Consider the following 23071-nt stretch of genomic DNA (forward strand, 5'->3'; position numbering starts at 1 on the left):
GAGACGCTACTTCATTTTCTGAAAATATTCACTTACCTCCCGCTGATAGTACGGCGTGAGGGCGGGCGGTACAGTGCGGAGCAGCTCAGTTTGCCGCTCTTTTTGCCGCTTATATTGATCGAAAGCGGGTGGAAAAACAGGTGGCTTCGCTTGGGCCGTTTGCGCTTCGCGCTTGTCATCAAGGTCCCGCTCCCGAGCCGATTTTTCGGCTTCCAGCAAGCGAGTCAAGATTTGGCGCTGGCGCATAACAGTCTCCTCCGTCAGCCGCTTGTTTACGAGGTCGGTTTCGGTTTGTTCCATTAATTTTTTCAGGTCGCCGGTGCCGCCCTGGCCCTCTTGTCCTTTACCTTTTTGCCCCCCAGACTGCTGCTGCATTTTGTCCAGCTCCTTGAGCGCCTCGCGCAGCATTTGCTGCTGGCTGGCCAGCTTAGCCAGCTCCTCCGACAAGGCCCGCCCCTGCTTGCCGCTCTGTTGCAGCTGCTGAATCTGTTGGTTGAGCTGCTGCTGCATCCGGCCCATCTGGCCTTCGCCGGCAGCCTGGCCCTTCTTCTTCTTGCGGCCCGGCTTGCCGTCGCCCTGCTGGCTTTGCTGGCTTTGGCGCTGCTGCTCCTGCATTTGCTGCAAGGCGTCGTTGAGCATCAAAGCCAGATTGTTCATGCTGGTCATGGCTAGCTGCTGGCTGCTGGTGGCCTTGCTCACGTTGCGCTGCCGAATCTGGTTCAACGACTCGTCCATCTGCCCATTCATCTCGCCTACTTCGCGGGTCACGAAGCTTTGGATCTGAAATACCTTTTTGGCCAACACATACAGGGAGTCCTGCACCACGGCCGCGTCGTCCTTGAGCTTGCGCTGAGTCTGGCCGAGCTGCACGAAGCGCGGATCAGTCTGGTCTACCTGGCGGAAGTCCTTCATCAGGCCTTCCTGGTTGAAGCTGATTTTGAGTAGATTCTCCAGGATGTCACGCAGGCTATCGATGTTTTCCTGCTGCTTATCGCCTTCCTCTTCTTCCTGCTGCTCACGCATCTGCTGCGCCATTTTCTGCATTTTTTGGCCGGCATCCTGCTGGCTCTGGCTGGCCTTCTGGTTCTGGTTTTTGCTGAGCTGCTCCTGGCTTTCCTGCATTTCCTCGTCTACCTGCTTCTGCTGGTCTTTCATCTCATCGGCGCCATTTTCGCCATCGAGCTGTTCGTCCAGCTTTTTCAGGTCTTGGAGGTCCTGCTTTACTTCATTAAATTCCTGCTGCTTTTCGGCTTGCTGCTTTTGCAGCTCCTGCTGCTTTTGTTGCTGCTGGGGGCCTTTTTGCTGCGACTTATCGTTCTGCTGGGTTTGCTCGGCTAGCTTTTGCTGCTCCTTAGCCAGCTCCTCCAGCTTGTTGATGGCGTTTTCCTGCTTCTGTTCAAACTGGAGTTGCTTGAACATCTCCAGGGCCCGTTCCAGCTCTTTTTGCAGGGTATTTTCCTTGTTTTCGAGCTGTTGCAGCAATTTCTGCATTTCGGGCTGGGTTTGGTCCTGCTGCTGCTCCAGCAGCTTTTGCAGCTCCTCGTACAGCTTCTTGGTTTCGGGGTCGAGCAGGGTTTCCATCAGCTTTTCCAGCTCCTTGGCCTTTTCGGCCATCTCCTGGTTTTTGGGGTCGAGCTGGTCCTCGCGCTGATTCATCTCCTCAAACATCTTCTTCATGTCAGCCAGTTGCTGATCCATCTGCTGCTTCTGCTCCAACATATCCTGCAATTGCTTGCGGTCCTGGAAGTTCAGCTCGCGCTTGGTCTTGAGCTTGTCTTCGGTTTTGGCTAACTCCCGCTCTAGCTTCTTCGACTGCTCCGCCGATTTGCTCATCTGGTTCTGCACCGACTGCGACTGGGCATTCAGCTGCTCGCGTAGCTCCTTGCGGGCCGGCAGCCGAAACTCCGAACTGCGCGTGCGAGCATTTTTTGGGCCGTTCACACCGTCGTTGTCCCACACCTGCACGAAATATTCGAGCCGGTCGCCGGGCTTCATGTTCAGGCCTGCCAAGTCCCACTGGTAAGCGTAGGCTTGGGCAGGGCCAGCCTGTAGTGGTAGCGCCCGTGTCTTATAACCCGTGTTGGACTTAGACCCCGACGTTACCCGGTAGTTGAGCTGCAAGCGTGTAAACCCATAATCGTCGCGCAAATTGCCCCCCAGCGCCAGGTAACGCAAGGAAGTGGTATCCGAGAAAGCCTCTAAAGTTATTTCCGGAACCTGGTCGGGAATGGCGGTGATCTGGTACTCGATAGGGTCGCGGTTGAGACTGGCGGCGTTGCGCAGGCGCACGGCGTATTCCTGGCTGCGCATGATGCGCCGCGAGGCCAGAAACTGGTCGTCGGTGGCTGTAGCTGTTACGGTTTCACTGGGGTTTTTGAAAAGTAGTTGCAGCTCATCGGTGGCTGTGGTGGCAAAGTCCCAGCGTACGGTGCTGCCTTCGGGCACGGTCAGGTTGCCGCTGTTACGGATAGTTTCGGCGGGCTTGCCCAGGTAAGTTGGATAAGAAACATGCACCGCGAAATCGCGCAGGTCGGGGCGGGCGCGGACGGTCAGGCCGTAGCCCTCGGAGGTGAAACCGGCACCGGCAAGCTGAAACTCGGTGTTGCTTTGGAGTTGCCGAAACTCGTAGCTGTAGCGGTTGTTGCTGCCAGCTTCCTTGGTCAGGCGGCGCTCGCGGCCGTTGTAGCGGATGTTAATCTCATTGGGTAAGGCCTTACCCTCAATCCGCACTTGCAGCTTAAAGTCTTCGTTGCGAAAGGCTTGCAAGTTTTTATTCTCGATGATAAACTCAAACGGCGCGGGTGGCGAGTATTTATGGCGATAATCTAAAATGCGGCCCGTACCCTGCACGAATAAGCTCGGGTACACCAGCAGCACGCCCAATACAATGGCAGCCGGCACCACCACGTACTTCCACAGCGGCCGGCTCTGCTCTTTGATCTTGATGCCTTCGCTAAACTCTAGGCCCGTAAACTGGGCGGCACGCTGCTCCAAGCTCGCCGCAATCAGGGCGTTTTCGCGTGCCTGTCCCTGCAATTGCAAGGCGTTCAGTAGTTTATCCTGTACCTGCGGAAACAGCTCACCCACACGCTGGGCAGCCTGCTCGTCGGAAAGCAGGAGCCGCAGGTTGGTAAGGGCTGCCAGAGGCTTCCAAATCCAGTGCAGGAAGGTGTACACCACCAAGCCCAAAAAGCCAAATAGCAGGCCTCCCCGTACCCAGGTAGGCAGGTACAGGAAATACTCCAGCAGGCTCAGGACTAAAAACAAAGTCAGCAAAAGCCCCCCGGCCACCAGCATACCGCGCACGAGCAGGTTGAGATAGAATTTACGCTTAAACGCATCCAACTGCCCGAGCACCTGTTGCAGGGCTGGCAAGCGAGTAGTTGTAGTCGTGTTGATTTCTGACACGTATTCTTTCTTCACAAGGTGTAAAAACGCCTTTCCGGGCCGAGGAAAGATACGCATTAAAGCAGCGCGTGACTTTCGCCACCAGTCTGTTTCGGAACGACAACCGCTGGGGGGCAATTTGTTCCAAGATAGCGATGCACCAAGCGGAGGCTTACAGTTGCTGCAACTCTACCACAGCTGGGCAATGGTCGGAGTGCACGACATCGGGCAAAAGACCAGCACTAGCCAGGCGCGGCTGCAAAGCATCATCTACCAGCAGATGATCGAGACGCCAGCCCACGTTGCGGGCGCGGGCCCCGGCCCGGTACGTCCACCACGAATAATGCCCCCCGGCGTCGCCGTGGTGGTGGCGGAAGGAATCGGTGAAGCCATCGGCCAGGAAATCGGCAAACCAGCGCCGCTCCTCGGGCGTGAAACCAGTGCTGTCCTGGTTGGCTTTCGGGTTGTGCAGGTCTATTTCGCGCTGGCAGCAGTTGAAGTCCCCGACGATGATAAGGGGCGGCAGAGTGGGGCGCAATTCGCGCACGTAGTTGCGAAAAAAGTGTAGCCACTCCACCTTAAACGCCTGCCGCTCGGGGCCGCTGGTGCCAGAAGGCATATAGGTGTTCAGTACCGAAAAATCGTCGAAATCGAGCCGCAAAACCCGCCCTTCACAGTCGTAGCATTCCGTACCGGAGCCTACAGCTACATGCTTCGGCTTGTGCTTGGAAAACGTAGCTACGCCACTGTAGCCAGGTTTGGCCGCTGGATGCAAGTAGGCGTGGTAGCCCAGCGCCTCGAAGCCCGACACGTCGAGCGGCTCGCGGCCAGCTTTTATCTCTTGTAGGCAAAGTACGTCGGGCCCAGCCTCCCGCACCCAGTCGAGCAAGCCTTTGCTCAAAGCTGAGCGCAGGCCATTGACGTTATAGCTGATGATTTTCAAAAGGGAGGTGATGAAACTGTGAAGTGGTGAAATGGTAGGCTTTAGGTTCTTATTGCGCAGCTCGAACGACAAACTCACAATTTCACCACTCAGTCCTTCATCCACTTATCAAAATACTCCAGAATGTGCCACTTCAGCATGCGCTCCTGCTCTTTGAGATTAGCAAAAGGCACGGGCTGCAATAGCTTGTAGTGCGGCCAGCCCTCTTCATCTACGCGCTCTAGCTCATAGTGCCCCGAGAGGCTGAAGAGCTTGCAGGTGGCAATATGCATCAGGTCCTGCTTCTGCTCTTTGGTGAACGGGCCGGCACCCTGCCCCAATTCCTGCACGCCGATGAGGAGGAGTAACGCGTTCAGATCTGGCTTTTTGCCAAAACGCTCCCGCATCTCATTCATCAGCTGCCACCAGCGGGCCTCAAACTCGGCCTCGGTTTCCTGCGCGTCCATGCTCATGCGTCGTGGGCGTGCGGAGGGGCGGCTGTTACGACTTCTTCTTTCAGGGCTTCCCAATACTCCACGGCGCGGCGGAAATGCGGAATCACAATGCTGCCGCCGATGAGGTTGGCAATGGCAAACACCTCATAGATTTCCTCATCATTAATATCTTCTTCGTGGCATTTGCCCAAGTGATACTTGATGCAATCATCGCAGCGCAGCACCATAGAGCAGGCCAGGCCCAGCATTTCTTTGGTCCTGACGTCGATGGCACCGGCCTGATAGGTATTGGTGTCGAGGTTGAAAAAGCGCTTGATAACCTTGTTATCGGCCGCCATGATCTTTTCGTTCATGCGTGCCCGGTAATCGTTGAATTCGGTGACGAGACTCATATTGATTCGAGTAAATAAGTCTGAGGTGAGAATTGATAACACGAAAGTAGGCAGAAAAGGCTCGCTTATTTAGCAAGCCTTAGCAGGCTAAGTACCCAACTGATAAGCCTAAGTATAAGCAGGTAATCCAATTTGCTGGCTGCTTGTTGTCTTATAATGGCTTCAATTTTGCCCCCAGCGCTACATGATCCGTACCGCACTGGCCGATTTCGTATCCCTGATTTTCCCACGAGTATGCTTGGCTTGTGAAGAGCCCTTAGCCTGCGGCGAAGACCACATTTGCACGGGCTGCCGGGCGCAATTCCCTTACACCGATTACCACAAATTGCCTTCCAGCGAGAACCCGCTGGCGCGCAAGTTCTGGGGTAAGCTACCGGTGCGTTATTCCCTGAGCTACCTGCGTTTTTTGCGGCGTGGCCGGGTGCAGCACCTGCTACATCAGCTAAAATATCAGGGGCAACAAGACGTTGGACGAGTACTGGGCCGCTGGTATGGTGCCGAACTTGCTGATTATAGTTTGGGCACTGAGTTCGATTTAATTGTGCCCGTGCCTCTGCACCCGCGCAAGCTGGCTAAGCGAGGCTTTAATCAGTCGGATACCTTCGCGGAAGGATTATCAGTGAGCCTACAGGTGCCGTGGAGCGCCACCGCCTTACGTCGTACGGAGCATACTGATTCTCAAACGCAGAAGAACCGCGCTGAGCGCTGGCAAAACGTAGCAGAAGTATTTGAAGTAGCTCAGGCCGCCGAGGTTCTCAATAAACGTGTACTCATTGTGGATGATGTGCTGACTACCGGCGCCACGCTCGAAGCTTGCGCGGCTGCGTTGTTAGCCGCTGGCTGCAGTGAGGTTAGTATTGCTACCATTGCCTGCGCCGAGAATTAATAGGGATGAGGTCAGCGTGCGAAGTTCGTTGCTAATCTCATCCTTTTCTAACTATATATGAAACAAAAAGCCCCCCAGCACTCGGCTGGGGGGCTTTTTGTTTCATGTTTATCGAATACTAAGTCAGTAAATCAGATTACTTGTTTGAGCCAGCGTTGATCATAGCGCAACGGAAACCGATAGCGGCAGTAGCGGAATCCTCCGCCATGAAGCGACGGGTGCCGGGCGACAACCAATAAGCTACGTCTTTCCAAGATCCGCCTTTGTAGACCCGTACATGGTCGTCGATGAGCGACTGATAGCCCTTCTTGTCGTAGCCAGTGCTGCTACCGTTACCCGACTCGGCGGGGTCAAGGAAGCCGTTGCGGCGGAAGGGGTTCAAATCTTCTACGTCCTCAAACGAGAGCGGACGATAAATATCTTGTACCCACTCGTTTACGTTGCCAGCCATGTTGTAGAGGCCGTAGTCGTTCGGAGGGTAGTTGTAGATATATTCCGTAATCATAGCGCCATCGTTCAGGCTACCGGCGATACCGGCATAGTCACCACGGCCACGCTTGAAGTTAGCCAGGAACTGGCCCATCTTCTTGCCGTATGGGTTACGCACCTGGCGACCATCCCAAGGATAGATACGCTTGTTCTCCTGGTTCTCGTTGCCAACTTCCTGGGTTCCAACAAGGGCCTGAGCGGCGAATTCCCATTCCGCCTCGGTAGGCAGACGGTAGTTAGGTAAGGTGTTACCATCCTCGATAGAAGGCTTGGCAGCGCCAGCACCCTCAGCTGCGTCAGCGGCTTCATCAGCAGCAGCATTCTTCTTGCTACGGCCAAATAAACCGCCTCCTTTTTTCTTAGAAGAGCCACCACTAGCCAAGGTCTCGTTCACTTTGGCAGTGCGCCAGGTGCAATAGTCATTGGCTTGCAACCAGCTAACACCGACGACGGGGAAATAGCGGAAGCCGGGGTAGCGCAGATAATAATCTACGTAAGGGTCGTTAAAGGATAGCTCGCGCGCCCACACCGTCGTGTCGGGCAGGGCTGACTGGTAGAACTCCTCAGCCGAGTCCTTGCGCACAAAGTGCAGATACTCCAGCCAGTGAATGTTGGCTACCTCAGCTTCGTCCATGTAAAAAGAGGCGATGGTAACGGTCCGCTCCACATTGTCGCGGGTCATGGCCACGTCCTCTTCGGCCGAGCCAAGTACGGTGCGGCCACCTTCGATGAAGATCAGACCCGGACCCTCCGGAATGCCGGCGTAGTCGGATACCTTCATGCCCTCTTCGGTGTTGTACTCGATGCCCGTCGTTGAGCTGTACTTACCAGGTTTGGTGGCAGTTGGTGCCCCTTTACTGCAGGCAGCCAGCGCGCAGGCTCCCACGATGGCAAAGCGTAAGTATTTGGAAAGATTCATGATGTAATAGAAACTACCTGAGAGAAAATGAGTTAGAGAAGGTAATTTGACGCAAGGTACTTATTTGTGCTGTGGTTTAGAAAGCTGGCGTAGGAATAGCTTTGAAGTTGCGGTGCCGCAAGCGACGCCAAGCATCCTCTATCCGATCAAAATTGCGGACGCTGACCGAAAGTTCATGCGCGCCACCCAAATCGGCACTAAAATCACTCAGGCTGACATCGTAGCTGTAGCCAAAGCGGAAAACACCGGTGCTTATACCAGCGATAGCCGCTATAATTTGCTGCGGTTGGGGAGCACCCGGCAGCGGCATTCCCCGATAAACTGCTCCCAGGGTAATAGGTGAAACGGTACCATACAATCCAACTTCCGCTCGCTGCGAACCACCCTGCCGGGTGTAGCTGGCCGTACCGGTCAGGCTAATCTCACGAGTTCTGATGGGAGTGGAGGTGCGCACGAAATAATGTTTGTAACCGGTATTAAGGTTCAACCGCATGGGCAGCTTTGTTTGGGTCTCAAAACCCAGATCAGGCTGATTTAAGTGGTGTGCAGCAGCCCCTATCCAAAACCGTTCCGTATATAGTAAACCACCTACACCGATAGTCAGATAATTTACCGGAGCCACGTCCAGCGTCTCCGCGGTGGGGTTTCCAGTAAGGCCTTCATCCGAAAGTTGGTCGCCAAAAACAAGGTTTCCGTAACTCACGCGCTGATTGCCGTAGCTGGCCTGCAAGCCCGCGCTTAAGCTTATGTATTCGGTGAGGCGAGTGTGATAAGCATACAGGCCCCCCACCTCAAAGCGCGTGTAGCCGACGGAACCCGTACGGTCGTAGTTGAGCAAAAAGCCGACCGCACTGCGCTGATTCCGCATGCGATAGTCGGCGGCTAGCTGGCTGGTTTGGAAGGTGCCAGCCAGGGTCGGGAATTGATTTCGATAGTTAAGTGAAACACTATAATCATCGAGCAGACCGGCAAAAGCCGGGTTGGTGTGCAAGCGCGTAGCGTAGGGTTGGGAGAAGTACAGGTCCTGCGCCTGCGCAACCGAGGGCAGACCTATAATACAACCTACTGCCAACATCACCGGCGCCACCAAGCGACTCCAAGTACAACGAAGCCGCCGGGGGGCAAAAACAGAAAGTAAAAGTAGATGCATAAGAAAAAACACTAACGCGCCAACTACCCCGTTTGGTACGCAGGAGCAAGATAACGCAAGAAGTAAAAGGCAATCTTGCCCGATAAAGTAAGTAAAATGCGAGTGGTTTGAATGTTAATCTTGGCGGTGACTCCAGGCGAACATTGCACTATTTTTGCCCATTCATGATTTAAAACTCAGGTAGCACCCGTTTCAGCGGCGGTGCCGTGCCCCGAACTTGTATGCTTCTCCTGTATCAAAGCTTCATACTCATGCGTAAATTTTTTGTTGGTCTGCTGGTATTTTTAGTGGTGCTGGTGGCCGCTGTTGCTCTCGCGCCGCTCTTGTTCAAAGATAAGATCAAGCAAGCTCTGGATCGGCAGTTGGCTGAGCGCGTTGCGGCTAAAGTAGAATACGACCCGGCCAATGTGAGCCTGAGCCTGTTCCGCACGTTCCCCGATCTGGCGCTAAGCATCGACAAGCTGCGCATAATTGGGCAAGATTCGTTTGCCCGCGATACGCTGGCTTACCTACCGGCCTTTCGGGCAGGGCTGGATCTGATGAGTGTGGTGCGGGGCGAGCAGATCAAAATTAAGTCCATTCAGCTCGATCAGCCCGATATAAATCTGCGGGTATTGAAAAGCGGCCGCGCCAACTGGGATATTTTCCTATCTGATTCTACCCTGGCCACGCAAGGCAAGGACACGAGCCAGCTGAGCATCGCAATAAAGGGCTGGGAAATCGTGGGGGGCAAAATGCGCTACGAAGACCTGACGATTCCTTTTGCGATGCAGGCCCACAACGTGAACCACACCGGCTCGGGCGACTTCACGCAGAACGTGTTTGATATGGTGTCGCAAACCACGGCCGACCGTTTCACGATGAACTACGCCGGCACGGATTATTTATCCAATACCAAGCTCGACGCCGACGTGACCATGGCCATGGACCTGGACAAGATGCTGTTCACGTTTAAGGATAACCAGGTACGCATCAATGACTTTCCGGCCAGCTTTGCCGGCACCATCGCCATGCCCCAGGACGATATTGACTTCAACCTGACCTTCAAAGCCCTCGAAACGGACTTTAAAAACATCCTGAGCATCGTGCCCGGCGTGTTTACCGAAAAATTTAAAAACATCGAGACGGGGGGCAAAATGGCCTTTGATGGCTACTACAAAGGCACCATGAGCGAGGTGAAGTCGCCGGGCTACGGCGTGAATCTGCAAGTCAAAGACGGCATGTTCCACTACCCCGACCTGCCCCAGGCGGCCCGCAACATTAATGTGGATATGGTGGTGGATAATCCTTCGGGCTTCACCAACAACGTGAAAGTGAACGTGAAGCAATTTCACCTCGACTTAGGCAAAAATCCCGTGGACGGCACCGTAGCCATCGACGGTTTGGAGCCGATGCGCGTGGATGGTCGGGTAAAGGCCAATGTCGATTTGGCGGAGGTAATGAAGGTATATCCTGTTGAGGATTTGCTGCTCAGGGGGCAATTACTCGTGGATGCTACGGCCAAAGGCATTTATTCAGCCACCCAAATGCCCGTGGTGCAGGCCGCTATGCGCCTCACCAATGGCTACGTAAAGTCGAAGCAATTTCCGGCGCCCATTGAAAACCTGACCCTGAACGGTACGGTCACCAACACTACCGGCAAGCCCAACGACACGCGCCTGAACATTCCGCAGTTCAAAATGCTGCTCGACGGCGAGCCATTGGAAGGCCGTATTGCCGCCCAAAATATCGACAAGCCCATTTTTGATACCAATGTGCGCGGCACCGTGGACCTGACCAAGCTCACCAAAATATTCCCGCTGGAAGGCATGACCGTAACGGGGCGCTTGAACGGCAACATCGCCGCCAAGGGCAGCATGGCCGATATCGAAGCAGAGCGTTACCAGAACGTAGTTGCCTCGGGCACGGTGAATGCTCAAAACGTAACCTATAAAAGCGCTGACTTGCCCCAGGGCGTAAAAGTGACGCGGGCCACGGCTACGTTCAACAACGACAAGATCGTGCTGCAAAACATGAATGGCTTTGTGGGCAGCTCCGATATTGCCGCATCAGGAACCATCAGCAACTATATGGGCTACCTGTTCACGCCGGGCCAGCCCCTACGCGGCAACCTAACGGTGAACAGCAACCGCTTCAACGTGAATGAGTGGATGGTAGATGAGGTAACTGCCAAGCCCACTACCACCGCCAAAACCGCTGCTCCTGCTCAGGCGCAAGGTGTGCTTCAAATCCCGAAATACTTCGACCTGACCCTGAACAGCACCGTGGGCCAGGTGGTATATGACAACCTCAAGCTCGACGATGTGAAAGGCACCGTAGTCGTGCGCGATGAAACGGTGCGCATGGATGGTTTGAATTTCAATACGCTGGGGGGCAATTTTGCCACTACCGGCAGCTACAGCAGCAAAGATTTGCAGCATCCCAAGTTTAATCTTGGGCTCAACATCAAGAACCTGAACTTTCAGAACGCTTTTCAGGCCTTCAACTCCGTTAAAACGCTGGTGCCCTTAGCCGCCAATTTGGAAGGCATTTTCTCCACCAACTTCAACGTAAGCGGCGAAATGGGTCCCGATATGCTGCCCGTGTACAGCTCACTTACCGGCAAAGGGTTGTTTGAGGTAGTGCGGGCCGCCGTCAGTGGTTCCGCGGTGATGGACAAAATTAGCGCCCTCACCCAGTTTCAGGAGCTGAAGAAGTTTGCGGTCGAAAACCAGGACGTGGCCGCTGAAATCCTCAACGGCAACTTCATCGTGAAGCCGTTTGACGTGAATGTAGGCCAGATCAAGATGACCGTGGGGGGCTCCAACAACGTGAACGGCAACCTCGAATATATAACCGCCCTGAACGTGCCCACTGGCAAGCTGGGTAACCAGCTCAATGCCCGCCTCACCTCTCTTACCGGCGTTCAAAACCTGGAAGGCACCGACCGCGTCACCCTCGGCCTGACTATTGGCGGCACCGTCAAGAATCCGCAGGTGAAGCTGAACAGTGGCAGCGTGAAAACTCAGGCCAAAGACCTGGTGCAGAATATTGTGCAGGCCAAAGTGACCGACGCCAAATCACAGCTGCAAGCCCGCGCGCAAGTAGCGCAGGATAGCCTGCAGCGTGACTTAGCTCGCCGTCAAGAGGATTTGCAGGAAAAAGCGCGCCTCGAAATTGATAAAAAGCGTCTTGAAGCAGAAGCCAAAATTCGCAACAAGGCCCAGGATAAGCTAAACGGGCTGCTCTTTGGTAAGCCCAAAAACCGGCCCGTTGCTGAGCCAACGGATTCAGCGCCCCCAACCTCCTCCGATACAACTCGCTCAGGAGGCAAATAATACGGAATCAAACATAAAGAAGGTCTTGTCAGCGCATGATGAGGCTTTTTTTATGTCCCCGCAATACCTAACGCTTGCATATAAAGTGTCGGCTATCTGCTTAAATAAATATTTGTTTAAAATTTATATAATAATTCTAATAAAAATGGCGTGAATTTAGCTAGGGCACTATTCAGCTCAGTAAGCGCGTGTTTCTGTCATCTACTTCCTCCTCCTTTTCCATGAAAATCACCCACTACCTGCCTGTTGCTGCCTGTATAGGTGCGCTGGCTTTATCAAGTTGCGCCGCCGACAAAACCGACGCTACCAAACTCCAGGTCCGCATGACGGATGCTCCCGGCGACTTCCAGAAAGTAAGCTTGGATGTACGCCAGATTGAGGTGCATCTCAAGGATGAGCAAGATCCCAACGGCTGGGAACTGTTGCCATTCACTCCGCAAGCGCTCAATATACTGGACTACGTGAACGGTCGTTCCGCGCTGCTGGTAGACACCGACTTCGCGCCCGGCGACCTGAAAGAGATTCGCTTACTACTCGGCCCCAACAGCACCGTCACGACCCGTGACGGCGTAACCTACGATTTGAAAACGCCCAGCGGCCAGACCTCCGGCGTGAAGCTCAAGCTAAACAAGGCGACGCTGAAGGAGCGTGAAACCTTCCAGCTTCTGCTCGACTTCGACGTAGCTAAATCTATCGTGCAGCGCGGCAAATGGCGGCCCGGCGACGACAAGAAAGAGCGTTTTATTCTGAAGCCGGTCATTCGTGTTATCGCTCAAGACATTGCCGGCGGCCTGCGCGGCACCGTTACTCCGACCGCGTCGCTGCCCCAGATATTGGCTATTCGCGCCTCCATCACGCCCGCCGATACCTTCAGCACCTCTGCCGATGCGTCAGGCGGCTATCAGCTGAGTAGCTTACCTTCAGGAGTGTACCGGGTGGAGTTTTTTCCTACTACTACGGCTCCAGCCAATCAGCCGGTTTACAAAAACGTAGTTCGCACTGATATTACGGTTACTAACAATCAGATAACGGAGCTAGGTCAAACGAAGCTTGATTAGATCTGTCCTTAACTCATAAAAAGCCCCCCAGATTGTATCTGGGGGGCTTTTTTGTTTATAAACAAGGCATTTACAAAGCGAAGCTGAGCCTATCTGGTGCCATCCGCTAGTTCCAGCGCCCGAACCAACTCCAGCAGTTCCCCTTGGGTCGATTGGGTTTTGTCGTGGGCGTACCAGCTGTGGAGCTGAGTGGCAAAGTCTTCGAAAGGTAAGTTCTGACTTTTTAGCTCCAAAAACATGGCCTGCACCGGGACCGGACGCGGGCCCCAGGTCGCGGCTTCAGCGAGCGTATCAGCGTGCAGCACAATAAGTTTGGGAATAGAACGGCCCCCATCGGTAAGGTAACGGTCCATCAGGTCCAGGTTCTCGTCGCGCAACAGATACCGTGATTCCAGCTTACCATTGGCGGCTTTCACAATGGCTTCGATTACCGGCACAATCTGGGCCGCGTCGCCGCACCAGCCTTCGGTGAGCGTCAGCCACACGTACTTGTTTTGCAGATTAGCCACGGCCTCGCGCAGCTCGGGCAGCAATACAATGGTTTTATCAACGCGCCGCATACGCTGCACGTTCAGGCGAGCATACTGCAGAATCTGCTCTGTTTGGTTGGTGCCGGTGGTAAGGTTTTGGGCCATCAGCTCATCGATGAGCTGGCGGTAAGTGACGTAGGTATAAGCAGAAGCCAGGCGCTCGGGGGCCACAACAGAAGATAGGGAAGCTGACATAGAATCGGGACTTAATGAGAATGGCTGGATAACAAACAAAAACCCTTCTGGTCTTCAAGCCAGAAGGGTTTATATGGAAGCGCTGCACGTATAGGAGCTACAAGCTCACCATCTCCTGGGCTGAAAGCTCGCGGCAGTAGGTGATAAAATCGGTATTGATGGGCTCTAACCCATTGTCGCGCAGGCGGGTAGCGACCTGGCCACGATGGTAGTTGGCGTGCACATGCACATGAGTCAGCACATCGGATACCTGACTTATATACGCGTCACCTACCGAGTTCATGTAGGTAATGGTGCGGTACAACTCGGTATCGTCGGCGGTCTGGGCCATCTGAAGCAGACGGTTAGAGGTTTGAGCGTGCAGTTGGTGCAGGCCTTCCAGTGTGTGCTCCTGCCACACTTTCACCGGGCTTTGCGTATCGGTAAGGCGCGCAATCCAGATAGCCTGTGCGTTGAGCACATGGCTAAACAGGCGCAGGGCCACAGCCGGGATTTCGGCACCGGCTGCCACCGCTTTTTGCATATGAGCGAGCAGCGTGTCATTAGCCCACACATTGTAAGCGGCCAGCTTTTCGATGGTGTTAATCATGGAAGTAGGAATGATGAAAACGAGTTGAAAATTTACCGGGGATCTTGCCAGACCAGCGTTTCCTGCGTACGTTTTTTGGGGAAATCCGGGCAGCGGCCGTCCCCTTTGCCCGTGATACCGCCGTCGGGCTGACAAATAACCTTGCCATCGGCAGCATAAAGGGTAGTGAAAAAGTCGCAGCAGGGCGCTGTTTCATAGTACACCACCTGGTCGTTGTAGAGGTAGCGGAATACTTGCACGGGTGGGTTGGCAGGCTCTTCGGCCAGTATTTTTTGAATACGCTCCCTCAGCCAGGCTGGTCGCCCCGTGGTGTCAGCTATAGAAGACCGGGTCGGTGTGGGCATCACCGTATTGGCGCTGGTCGGGGCGGGAGTATCGGTGCCGTACACGCTGCCCGAAACAGGTGCGTCGGTGGGGGTCGTCACGTTTACACCAGTCTGACAACCTGCTGATAGCAAGGTTATAATCGACAGAGAAGCAAAAAGTAAAGCAGAGCGCATAGTCAATGAGCAGTTAATTAATGAGCAATGAGCGGCAGGCTGATTGCCTGATATGAGCCGAGTGGTGAAGGAGCCTACAACCGGACAGTGGTGCTTACGCCCCCACCCGCTAATTGTTCATTCCTGATTTTCAATTGCTAATTGAAAAAGCCGGGGGGCAAATATGAGTGCGCCCACCACCAGCGCGGCTAGCGCGGCCAGCAAAACGGCCCCGGCAGCTACATCCTTGGCCTTTCCAGCCAACGGATGATATTCCGGCGACACCAGATCAGTAAGTGCCTCAATGGCCGTATTGGCCAGCTCCGCCGTCCAGACGGTGCCAGCCGCCAAGGCTACCAGTGCCCACTCCGTCCGGCTGATATTGAAGTAAAATCCCAGACCAATGACCACCACCGTTGCCAGCGCGTGAAAGCGAAGATGCACCTCCGAGCGCAACGCCGAGGCCACGCCCCGAAAGGCATGCCCGAAGCTGTCGGCGCGACGGCGGAGCAGGCTGCGTTGGCTGGGGGGCAAATCAGCCACGGCTTTCGAAGTATTTAAACGTGGTGGTGCGCAACTGCTGCCATTCTGGCTTCAACACGCTGAAGACCACTGTGTCGCGCCGCCGTCCGCCCTGCGTGTAGCGGTGGCTGCGCAAGGTGCCCTCCTCGGTGGCTCCCATGCGGCGCATCGCACTCTGCGACTTCAGGTTCTGCGCGTCGGTTTCCAACTCCACCCGCTCGCAGCCGAGCACATCAAACGCATGCCGAAATAGTAAATGCTTCGCTGCCCGGTTCAGGCCGCTGCGCTGAAACGCCGTGCCCACCCACGTATAGCCGATAGACAAGCGCGCATCCTCCAGATGGATATTATAATAGCTGGTGCTGCCGGCCACTTGGTTCGTTTGCTTGTCAATAATCAGGAAAGGGTAGCGCTGCTGCTGCTCCCGGCCCTGCACTGCTGCCGCTATGTAAGCGGCCAGGCTGATGCGGTCGTCGCCGCGGGTGAGCGTAAACTGCCACAAATCGGGGTCAAACGCAACGGGTTGCAGGGCCTCAAAGTCGGCAGCACTTAAGGGGCGCAGCTGAGCTCGGTTATTTTCGAGGGTAATGTCCTGGGCGAAATCCATAGAGAGGGCAGAAGCGTGAAAGCCAGCCCTAAAGATGCTGGAAAAAAGAAAAGCCGCCACCCCAGGTGGGAGCGGTGGCTTTCCGTAGAGAGTTGAGCTTTAGAAGCTGGTTAAGGTGCCAGCACGAGTACTTATGCTAATACTTTAAACGGTAGCTATTATCCGCAGCACCCGCTATTTGGCTGGCTCACTCACTAAGTATTGTTCAATGAACTCTGACATGGCCGCCGTCTGGTAGTCGCGGTTACTTTTTTTACGGAATCCGTGGCCTTCATCTTTTGCCATGAGAAAATAGACGTCGTTACCATTCTTCTTGAGGGCCGAGAGCATTTGTTCGGCTTCGGTGTAGGGCACACGTGGGTCATTTTGGCCCTGCACAATCATCATAGGCTTAGTGATTTTCTGCACATTGTTCAAGGGCGCAATCTTCTGCAGGTAGGCACGCATGGCAGGGTCACGCTCGTCGCCGTACTCAGCCCGCCGCAAGTCGCGGCGGTACTCCGAGGTGCTTTCCAAGAAGGTTACGAAGTTGCTGATGCCCACCACGTCGATGCCAGCGCGCAGGCGGGTATTAAAGTTAGTCATGCAGGCCAGCACCATGTAGCCACCATAAGAGCCGCCATACACGGCCACGCGGCCGGCATCGAGGTCGGGCTGCGTGGCAATCCAGTCGAGCAGCATGCCGATGTCCTGCACCGATTCTTCACGCTTCATGCCGTTATCGGCAGCCAGATAGGTTTTGCCGTAGCCCGATGAACCGCGCACGTTGGGAAAGATGACGGCTACCCCCAACTCCTGAACCATGTACTGAGTGGAGGGGTCGAAGCCGGGCCGAGCTTGGCCCTCCGGCCCACCATGGATATTGATGATGACGGGCATCTTACCCTTGCGGTCGGTAGGCTTGTACACGAAAGCCGGAATCTGGCGCGGCTGCCCATTTACTTGGTCAAAAGTAGGGTAGCGCACCAGCGAGGGCTCTACAAGGGTAGCCGGGTTCAGGCCCCCGATTTCGCTTTGAGTCCAGCGTGTAGCCCGGTTGCCTTTCAGCGCCAGCGAGTACACGTCGCCAGCAGTCTTGGCGTTGGCAAAGGTGTAAGCTAGCCGTTGACCATCGCGACTGAACTTAAGCCCACCAATCAGACCTTGTGGCACATTTTTCACCCGCTCGTATTTGCCGGTTTTGGTGGTCAGCAGGTACAACTCGCTGAAGCCGTCTGCATTCACCGTAAAAGCCAATAGGTCGCCTTTGGGCGCCATTTCTATCTCGTCCACATCCCAGCTGATGCCGGCCGTGAGCGGAGTTTGCTGCTTGGTAGCCAGGTTATAGTAGCGGAGGGTGTGAAATTCAGTGCCCTCGTCGCTGACCAGATACAAGCCCCTGCCGTCTTGGCTGAACAGCGCCGAACCGTAAGATATTTTTTCGCTTTGCGGGTTGAGAGGCGTGGCTTTGCCTGTAGCCACGTCCAGCAGATAGAGGTGGCTTTCGTTAGCCGATATGTATTCCTCAGCCACGATGGTTTGGTCGTCAGGGCTCCAGTCGGCGGCGTTCCAGGAACCGCTTACTTCCAGCAGGCGCTTTTCGGCTTTGGGGTTGCCCACTGGGGCCACGTACAAGTCATAGTCGCGGCCATTGCGGCGGGTGCTATTATACACATACCGGTCGCCGCGTTTGCTCCACAGCACCGCCCCGTTTTGGCTTTTGCCGTCGGTAAGTAGCGTGTACTGACCAGTGGCGCGGTCAAACCAATAGTTCTGGCGATTTTCGTTGCCGCCTACATCCTTGGAAAACACGAAGCCGTTGTGTTTCGGGTCGGGGCTCACTGAGGCGCCGCCTACGGGCTCGGGAAAGAACGTCAGTTGGCGCCGGTCGGCGCCGGGCGCCGCTACGTGGTGCACCTGCGCTGCATCGCCAAAGCGGGTGCTGATGTAGATGCCGCCCTGGTGGTCCCAGTCGAGCAGGCCGGCCGAGCGGGCGTTCTGGTAAGCATTAAGTTGTTCGCGCAAGGCAGGTGTAGGCGGCGGAATCCGTTCGATAACTAGGTTCCCTTCTTCGCGGCGGGCCGGACTTACGGTAGTGGGTTGCTGTGCTAGGGCACCTAAAGGCAGCAACCACAGCAGGCTAAATAAGGGTATTTTCATAAATGGCAGTAAATGAAAACTTGGTGAAAGCAAGATGTTTTTGGACTAAAGCAAGGTACATCTAAATTCACTGTTATTATAACTACCTTTTATAAGTTACCCCTGCCTGAGTCTTAGCAAATTCTCGAACAAACTAAAAGCCTCCCTATTACAAGTAGAGAGGCTTTTAGTCTTATAAACTGTTAGTGTCAGCAAAACTTTAGATTCGGCGAATGTTGGCTTGCTACAGCTATGTATACGTTCTCCCTCGCCCATAACTCTTCGATGCCCTGCGGTTGGTGTTGAGCCAAGCAAAGTTTGCTCTACTCGCTTCTGATGCAACCAAAAGTTGGTCAGCAGAAATGACTGTAGTAGCCAGGAGGTCGCCTAGTCCACCTAGCACCCTGGGTACTAGGGACACGCTTTGCGTATCGACAACGGTAAGACAACGTTAAATATGACGTCAGCCTACAAAAACGGCTCTCAGTACTTTATTTACTCCGAAAATCCCAGCCCCTGCAAGAGTAACTGGCACTCCGCAGGGGGTAAATGCCCCCCGCAGCCAGTCCGTCCGCATCAAAATGGCAAAATACAACCACGCGGCCCGCAGCAGGAATCTGGTCAAGAAAAACACGAAAAGGCGCGAAAAATTGAGGATAGTCGGACATAAAAACGGGCGGCCAGCACAATAGCTGGCCGCCCGCTTTCAGAAATGATTGACAAGTCAGTAGCGTAGGTTACTTCTTAATCTCGCCAACCATATCCTCCGGCTTCAGCCACTCATTGAATTGCTCCTCCGTGAGGTAGCCGAGCTTCAATGCGGTTTCTTTAAGGGTGCTGCCTTCGCGGTGGGCGGTTTGGGCAATTTCGGCGGCTTTGTAGTAGCCAATGTGCGGGTTCAGCGCCGTTACCAGCATCAAAGAGCTGTTTACGTGCTTCTTAATGTTCTCCTCGATGGGCTTAATGCCTTCGGCGCACTTATCATTAAACGACACGCACACGTCGCCGATGAGGCGGGCTGAGTGCAGGAAGTTGTAGATCATCAGGGGCTTGAACACGTTTAGCTCGAAGTGGCCGCTCATGCCGCCGATGTTAATGGCCACGTCATTGCCCATCACCTGCGCGGCTACCATGGTCATGGCTTCGCTCTGGGTGGGGTTTACTTTGCCGGGCATAATGCTGGAGCCGGGCTCATTATCAGGAATATACAACTCGCCAATGCCGGCGCGCGGGCCGGACGCCAACAGCCGAATGTCGTTGGCAATCTTCATCAGGCTGGCGGCTACGGTTTTCAGCGCGCCGTGTGCTTCCACAATGGCATCGTGGGCAGCCAAGGCCTCAAACTTGTTTTCGGCCGTGATGAAGGGCAGGCCCGTCAGGTCGGCAATGTGCCTGGCTACGTTTTCGGAGTAGTTGGGGGGCGTATTGATGCCCGTGCCTACGGCTGTACCACCCAAGGCCAGCTCCGACAAGTGCGCTAGCGTATTTTTAATAGCCCGCAGGCCGTGGTCGAGCTGCGATACGTAGCCCGAAAACTCCTGGCCCACGGTCAGCGGCGTGGCGTCCATGAGGTGGGTACGGCCAATCTTGACCACCTGCATATACTCCTCCGACTTGCGCTTGAGCGTGTCGCGCAGCTTCTCAATGCCGGGCATGGTCACTTCCACCAGAATCTTGTAGGCCGCGATGTGCATAGCCGTGGGGAAGGTGTCGTTCGAGCTTTGCGACTTGTTTACGTCGTCGTTGGGCGCCAGTGCTTTCTTTTCGTCGCTAAGCTGGCCGCCCTGCAATACGTGGCCGCGGTAGGCTACCACCTCGTTCACGTTCATGTTCGACTGGGTGCCCGAGCCGGTTTGCCACACCACCAGCGGAAACTCCGCGTCCAGCTTGCCCTCCAGAATCTCATCGCACACGCGGCCAATCAGCTCGGCTTTTTCGGCCGATAGCACGCCCGCATCACGGTTAGTAAGAGCCGCCGCTTTCTTTAGATAAGCAAAGGCGCGGATGATTTCCTTGGGCATCCGGTTGATATCCTGAGCAATGCGGAAGTTATCAATGGAGCGCTGGGTTTGGGCGCCGTAGTAGGCGTCGGCGGGCACCTGCACGGGGCCCATGGTGTCTTTCTCGGTGCGAAAATTCATGAAGCGGAAAGCTGAGGTGGCAAATTGGTTCGAGGGGGTAAAAGTACGTAACGCCTGGTCGGGGGGCAATGTTGAGACATAGCCGCCCGTCGCCCGCTTGCGTACAACCATGCCGGCCCCCTCTGGAGCCGCCCGTCAGCCCCATTCTACCACCAAACGCCCCAAGCTATGAGCACGATCAAAAAAGTAATTGAAGTACTGGCCAGCTCCGATAAGAGCTTCGAAGACGCTCTCCAGCGCGCCCTTACCGAAGCCAGCACCACACTTAAGGGCATCCGCTCTATCTACATCAAAGATCAGAGCTGCAAAGTGCAGGACAACCGGATTGTGGAGTACCGCATCACGGCCAAAATAACTTTTGAAGTGCTGCACAAGTGGAACGCGGGCGCAGTCGGCAGCCCCGAAACCGAGCAGGCCGAAACGCCCGGCACCGGCGGCGGCACCCCCGACTACAGCCAGGTAGAGATAAAAACCCAGCCCGATCTGCCCCGCGAAGTAGAGCCCGGCGGCAGCGCCACCACAGCCGAAAGCGGCGGCGGCTATAGCGGCTAGAAACTTGTTTTTAAGTTATCAAAAAGCCCCCCAGATTTGTTCTGGGGGGCTTTTTTAACGGTACTACGAATTGCCCAATGGGCTTCGTGGTACCACTATCGTGGAACGAACCAGCGGAGACAGGTATCGATAACGATAGTGGTACCACGACTCGCCAACCAACTACGGCAGGCGAAACGGCACCAATAGGCGCACTTGCTGAGCCGTGCGACGGCCACCGGTAATACCCGGAAACCAGGCTGGTCCTTCGCGCACCAGCCGCAGGGCTTCCGTATCGCACTCCTTACTAAGGCCGCGCACTATCTTCAAATCCTCTATTGCTCCGTTGGCTGTGACCGTGAATTTAAGCTTTACGGTTCCTTCAGTTCGCTCCTGACGGGCTCTTTCGGGGTATTCCAGCTCCTCTTTTAGATACTGATGGAAAGCAGGTAAGCCCCCGGTCGGCGTGGGACCAACGGCCGGTGGTACGGGCATTTTGCCTTTGCGAGTCACTACTACTTCACCCAGGCTCCTGGTATCGGTGGGCAGGGCCAGCGTGAGCGGAGCACTTGGGTTGGTCAGCTTATACTCTCTGGTTTGATAGCCGATGGAGGCAATCGTCAGGGTCGATGGAGAGTCGGCTATGGGCAGCGTGAAGGAGCCATCTGCTTGGGTACTTGTGCCTAGTTTAGTGCCTTTTACCAGCACCGTCACGCCGGGCAGACCCTCGCCGGAATTTTGGTCAGTAATACGCCCTCGAACTAAGCTTACGCCCGTTGCTGGAGCGCCTTTGCTGGCTAACGACCGTGTATCGCTGCCGGGGGGCATTTTTGCCACCTGTTTACCGGAGTCAGAATAGACGCCAGCCGCTGGTGCAGCCGTGCGGGCAAGGGAAGTGCGAGTTCGGTCGGGTGGGAGAGGGGCTGAAGCCGCTGCCGCTGCCGTAGCGTAGGAAGCAGCGGCCAAATCCGCGGTTGAGACACTGTCAGCTACTACTTTATCTTTATTGCTATTACTAAAAGTCTCTGTTTTTAGTGCTGCTATACGAGTGCTTGCCGGTCTAGCAATTCGCGCAGAGCGTGTACGGCTAGTTGCTTTTGGCCTAGATGCAGCTGCTGCCAATGATGGCGCAACTCCAGAAGTTTCCGCGTCTGGGGCCGGTGCCGCTAGCACCTCTACCGGCGCCGGCTTCGATTCCATCGCCTTCAGCTCTGGCTTGGACACAGCCTGTGGTACCGCCTCCTGTTGCGCCGCTGCGGTGTCTTTCCTGCGCATCAGCGCCGCTACCGGCTCCGACTGTGCTTCGGTTCTGGCTTGATTAAGTCGCCAGCCTATGATGCTGGCTATGAGTAACAATAAAACGCCGGCCATTTGAAGCCAGGGCCAATTAGCGGCGGGCTTGCTGTCAGCATCCTGGGCTACTCGGGCGCGCAGGCGGCGTTGCAGGTCTGTCAGGCTGTGGTCGGTGGTCGCGGCGTCGGTCATTTCCAGGCCTTCGAGTACCTCCGCGCAGCGCTGACAAGTAAGGGTATGCGACTCCACGCGGTGCTGAGCCGCCGGTGCGAGCGTACCAGCCACGTACTGCCGCAGCAAGGCCACGGGCAGGTGCCCACCGGGTTCGGGGGGCAAAAGTGGAGGAGGTAGCTGGTTAGTGGGCCGCATCGGGAGCAGATGATTCGAGGTAGCGCTTCAGATTGCGCTTGCCGTTTTGAAGATGACTTTTCACCAAGCCCAGCTCGAAGCCGGTGATGGTGGCGATAGTGCGGTAACACTGCCTTTCGAGGTAAAACAGTTCCAGACATCGTCGCTGACCGGGCGGCAGCTCGGCCAAGGCGAGTTCCAGGGCTTGCAGGCGCTCTTCGGTCAATGTGGCTTCGTCGGGGTCATCAGTGGGTAGATGCGCGGCCACCGCCGATTCCATACCCGCCGCGTCGGGAAAGTGCAGCAAGAGGGTGCCGCCGCTATCCGGCCCGGCGCGCTGCCGGGCCCGCAGGAGCATCAGGCAATGGTTACGGGCCGTGCTATGGAGCCAAGCCAGAAAATTATCGACCTCGTGGCAGCGCAGGCTGTCGACCAGCTTTTCAAATAGCTGCATCACTGCGTCTTTGGCGTCGTCCTCATCGCGTAGGTAGCGCCGACAGACGGCCAACACCGCTGGCATGTGCCGCTCATACAACGTGCCCACGTCGGCTACGTCGCCGTGCTGCCGGTAGCGCACCAACAGCTCTGCATCGGATAGCGCAGTGGGCAACTCAGGACGACGGCGTTTGAAAAACATAAGGTACAAAGCAGCCAGCGAATAAACCTGTAAGCTACGGGTTAGGGGGCAAAATTTAGCTCTGATGCTATGGACTAAAATTAGGGTGATATAAGCAGCACTTTCA

Annotated in this window: 19 protein-coding genes; 4 read left to right on the forward strand and 15 right to left on the reverse strand. The window is 55.3% G+C overall.

The annotated features are described in order from the left end of the window. Positions 1–6: 6 nt before the first annotated feature. From B9A24_RS02205 to B9A24_RS02220, 4 genes are all read right to left on the reverse strand, one after another. Positions 7–3423, reverse strand: coding sequence for a DUF4175 family protein (locus B9A24_RS02205; RefSeq protein ID WP_234996916.1), 3417 nt, complete (start codon positions 3421–3423; stop codon positions 7–9). A 136-nt stretch (positions 3424–3559) separates the two neighbouring features. Next, positions 3560–4330 carry an exodeoxyribonuclease III gene (locus B9A24_RS02210; protein WP_084443553.1) on the reverse strand — a complete coding sequence of 257 codons (771 nt, stop codon included), beginning with the start codon at positions 4328–4330 and terminating at the stop codon, positions 3560–3562. Between the two features lie 89 nt (positions 4331–4419). Beyond that, a complete protein-coding gene (locus B9A24_RS02215; RefSeq protein WP_143434718.1) occupies positions 4420–4776 on the reverse strand; it encodes a hypothetical protein in 357 nt (118 codons plus the stop codon). A 2-nt stretch (positions 4777–4778) separates the two neighbouring features. After that, positions 4779–5156: a carboxymuconolactone decarboxylase family protein gene (locus tag B9A24_RS02220; RefSeq protein WP_084443519.1), complete on the reverse strand. Its 378-nt coding sequence runs from the start codon at positions 5154–5156 to the stop codon at positions 4779–4781. 184 nt (positions 5157–5340) lie between these two features. On the opposite strand from B9A24_RS02220, the gene B9A24_RS02225 reads away from it, so the two are divergent. Further along, a complete protein-coding gene (locus B9A24_RS02225) occupies positions 5341–6042 on the forward strand; it encodes a ComF family protein (protein ID WP_084443520.1) in 702 nt (233 codons plus the stop codon). 136 nt (positions 6043–6178) lie between these two features. Here the strand turns inward: B9A24_RS02225 and gldJ are convergent, their stop codons facing one another. After that, a complete protein-coding gene (gene gldJ, locus B9A24_RS02230; RefSeq protein WP_084443522.1) occupies positions 6179–7450 on the reverse strand; it encodes a gliding motility lipoprotein GldJ in 1272 nt (423 codons plus the stop codon). A gap of 76 nt (positions 7451–7526) precedes the next feature. Next, on the reverse strand, positions 7527–8600 hold the full coding sequence (locus B9A24_RS02235; protein ID WP_084443524.1) for a PorP/SprF family type IX secretion system membrane protein: 1074 nt from the start codon (positions 8598–8600) through the stop codon (positions 7527–7529). Between the two features lie 251 nt (positions 8601–8851). On the opposite strand from B9A24_RS02235, the gene B9A24_RS02240 reads away from it, so the two are divergent. Both B9A24_RS02240 and B9A24_RS02245 read left to right on the forward strand, forming a co-directional pair. After that, positions 8852–11917: an AsmA family protein gene (locus B9A24_RS02240; protein WP_084443526.1), complete on the forward strand. Its 3066-nt coding sequence runs from the start codon at positions 8852–8854 to the stop codon at positions 11915–11917. A gap of 221 nt (positions 11918–12138) precedes the next feature. Continuing rightward, the gene (locus B9A24_RS02245) at positions 12139–12975 is read left to right on the forward strand and encodes a DUF4382 domain-containing protein (RefSeq protein ID WP_084443528.1); all 837 of its coding nucleotides are present in this window, start codon (positions 12139–12141) and stop codon (positions 12973–12975) included. Positions 12976–13064: 89 nt separating this feature from the next. Here the strand turns inward: B9A24_RS02245 and B9A24_RS02250 are convergent, their stop codons facing one another. From B9A24_RS02250 to fumC, 7 genes are all read right to left on the reverse strand, one after another. After that, on the reverse strand, positions 13065–13700 hold the full coding sequence (locus B9A24_RS02250) for a thioredoxin family protein (protein ID WP_084443530.1): 636 nt from the start codon (positions 13698–13700) through the stop codon (positions 13065–13067). A gap of 97 nt (positions 13701–13797) precedes the next feature. Next, positions 13798–14289: a DinB family protein gene (locus B9A24_RS02255; RefSeq protein WP_084443531.1), complete on the reverse strand. Its 492-nt coding sequence runs from the start codon at positions 14287–14289 to the stop codon at positions 13798–13800. 32 nt (positions 14290–14321) lie between these two features. Next, a complete protein-coding gene (locus tag B9A24_RS02260) occupies positions 14322–14789 on the reverse strand; it encodes a DUF6970 domain-containing protein (protein WP_143434713.1) in 468 nt (155 codons plus the stop codon). A gap of 117 nt (positions 14790–14906) precedes the next feature. Beyond that, complete coding sequence (locus B9A24_RS02265) at positions 14907–15311, reverse strand: diacylglycerol kinase family protein (protein ID WP_200813847.1); 405 nt, start codon at positions 15309–15311, stop codon at positions 14907–14909. Continuing rightward, a complete protein-coding gene (locus B9A24_RS02270) occupies positions 15304–15897 on the reverse strand; it encodes a GNAT family N-acetyltransferase (protein ID WP_084443535.1) in 594 nt (197 codons plus the stop codon). Before B9A24_RS02270 ends, B9A24_RS02265 begins: the two co-directional genes overlap by 8 nt. Positions 15898–16071: 174 nt before the next feature. Continuing rightward, entirely contained in the window at positions 16072–18036 is a 1965-nt protein-coding gene (locus tag B9A24_RS02275) for a S9 family peptidase (RefSeq protein WP_084443537.1), read from the reverse strand. Between the two features lie 716 nt (positions 18037–18752). Further along, a complete protein-coding gene (fumC, locus tag B9A24_RS02280; RefSeq protein ID WP_084443539.1) occupies positions 18753–20156 on the reverse strand; it encodes a class II fumarate hydratase in 1404 nt (467 codons plus the stop codon). A gap of 168 nt (positions 20157–20324) precedes the next feature. Between fumC and B9A24_RS02285 the strand changes: the two genes are divergently transcribed. Further along, positions 20325–20708: a dodecin family protein gene (locus B9A24_RS02285; protein WP_084443540.1), complete on the forward strand. Its 384-nt coding sequence runs from the start codon at positions 20325–20327 to the stop codon at positions 20706–20708. A gap of 162 nt (positions 20709–20870) precedes the next feature. Here B9A24_RS02285 and B9A24_RS02290 read toward each other — a convergent pair whose 3' ends face one another. Then, the gene (locus B9A24_RS02290; protein ID WP_159451917.1) at positions 20871–22316 is read right to left on the reverse strand and encodes a TonB family protein; all 1446 of its coding nucleotides are present in this window, start codon (positions 22314–22316) and stop codon (positions 20871–20873) included. Positions 22317–22335: 19 nt separating this feature from the next. Then, a complete protein-coding gene (locus B9A24_RS02295) occupies positions 22336–22965 on the reverse strand; it encodes an RNA polymerase sigma factor (protein ID WP_084443543.1) in 630 nt (209 codons plus the stop codon). Positions 22966–23071 lie beyond the last annotated feature (106 nt).

It is taken from the genome of Hymenobacter roseosalivarius DSM 11622, assembly GCF_900176135.1.
GTDB classification, from domain to species: domain Bacteria; phylum Bacteroidota; class Bacteroidia; order Cytophagales; family Hymenobacteraceae; genus Hymenobacter; species Hymenobacter roseosalivarius.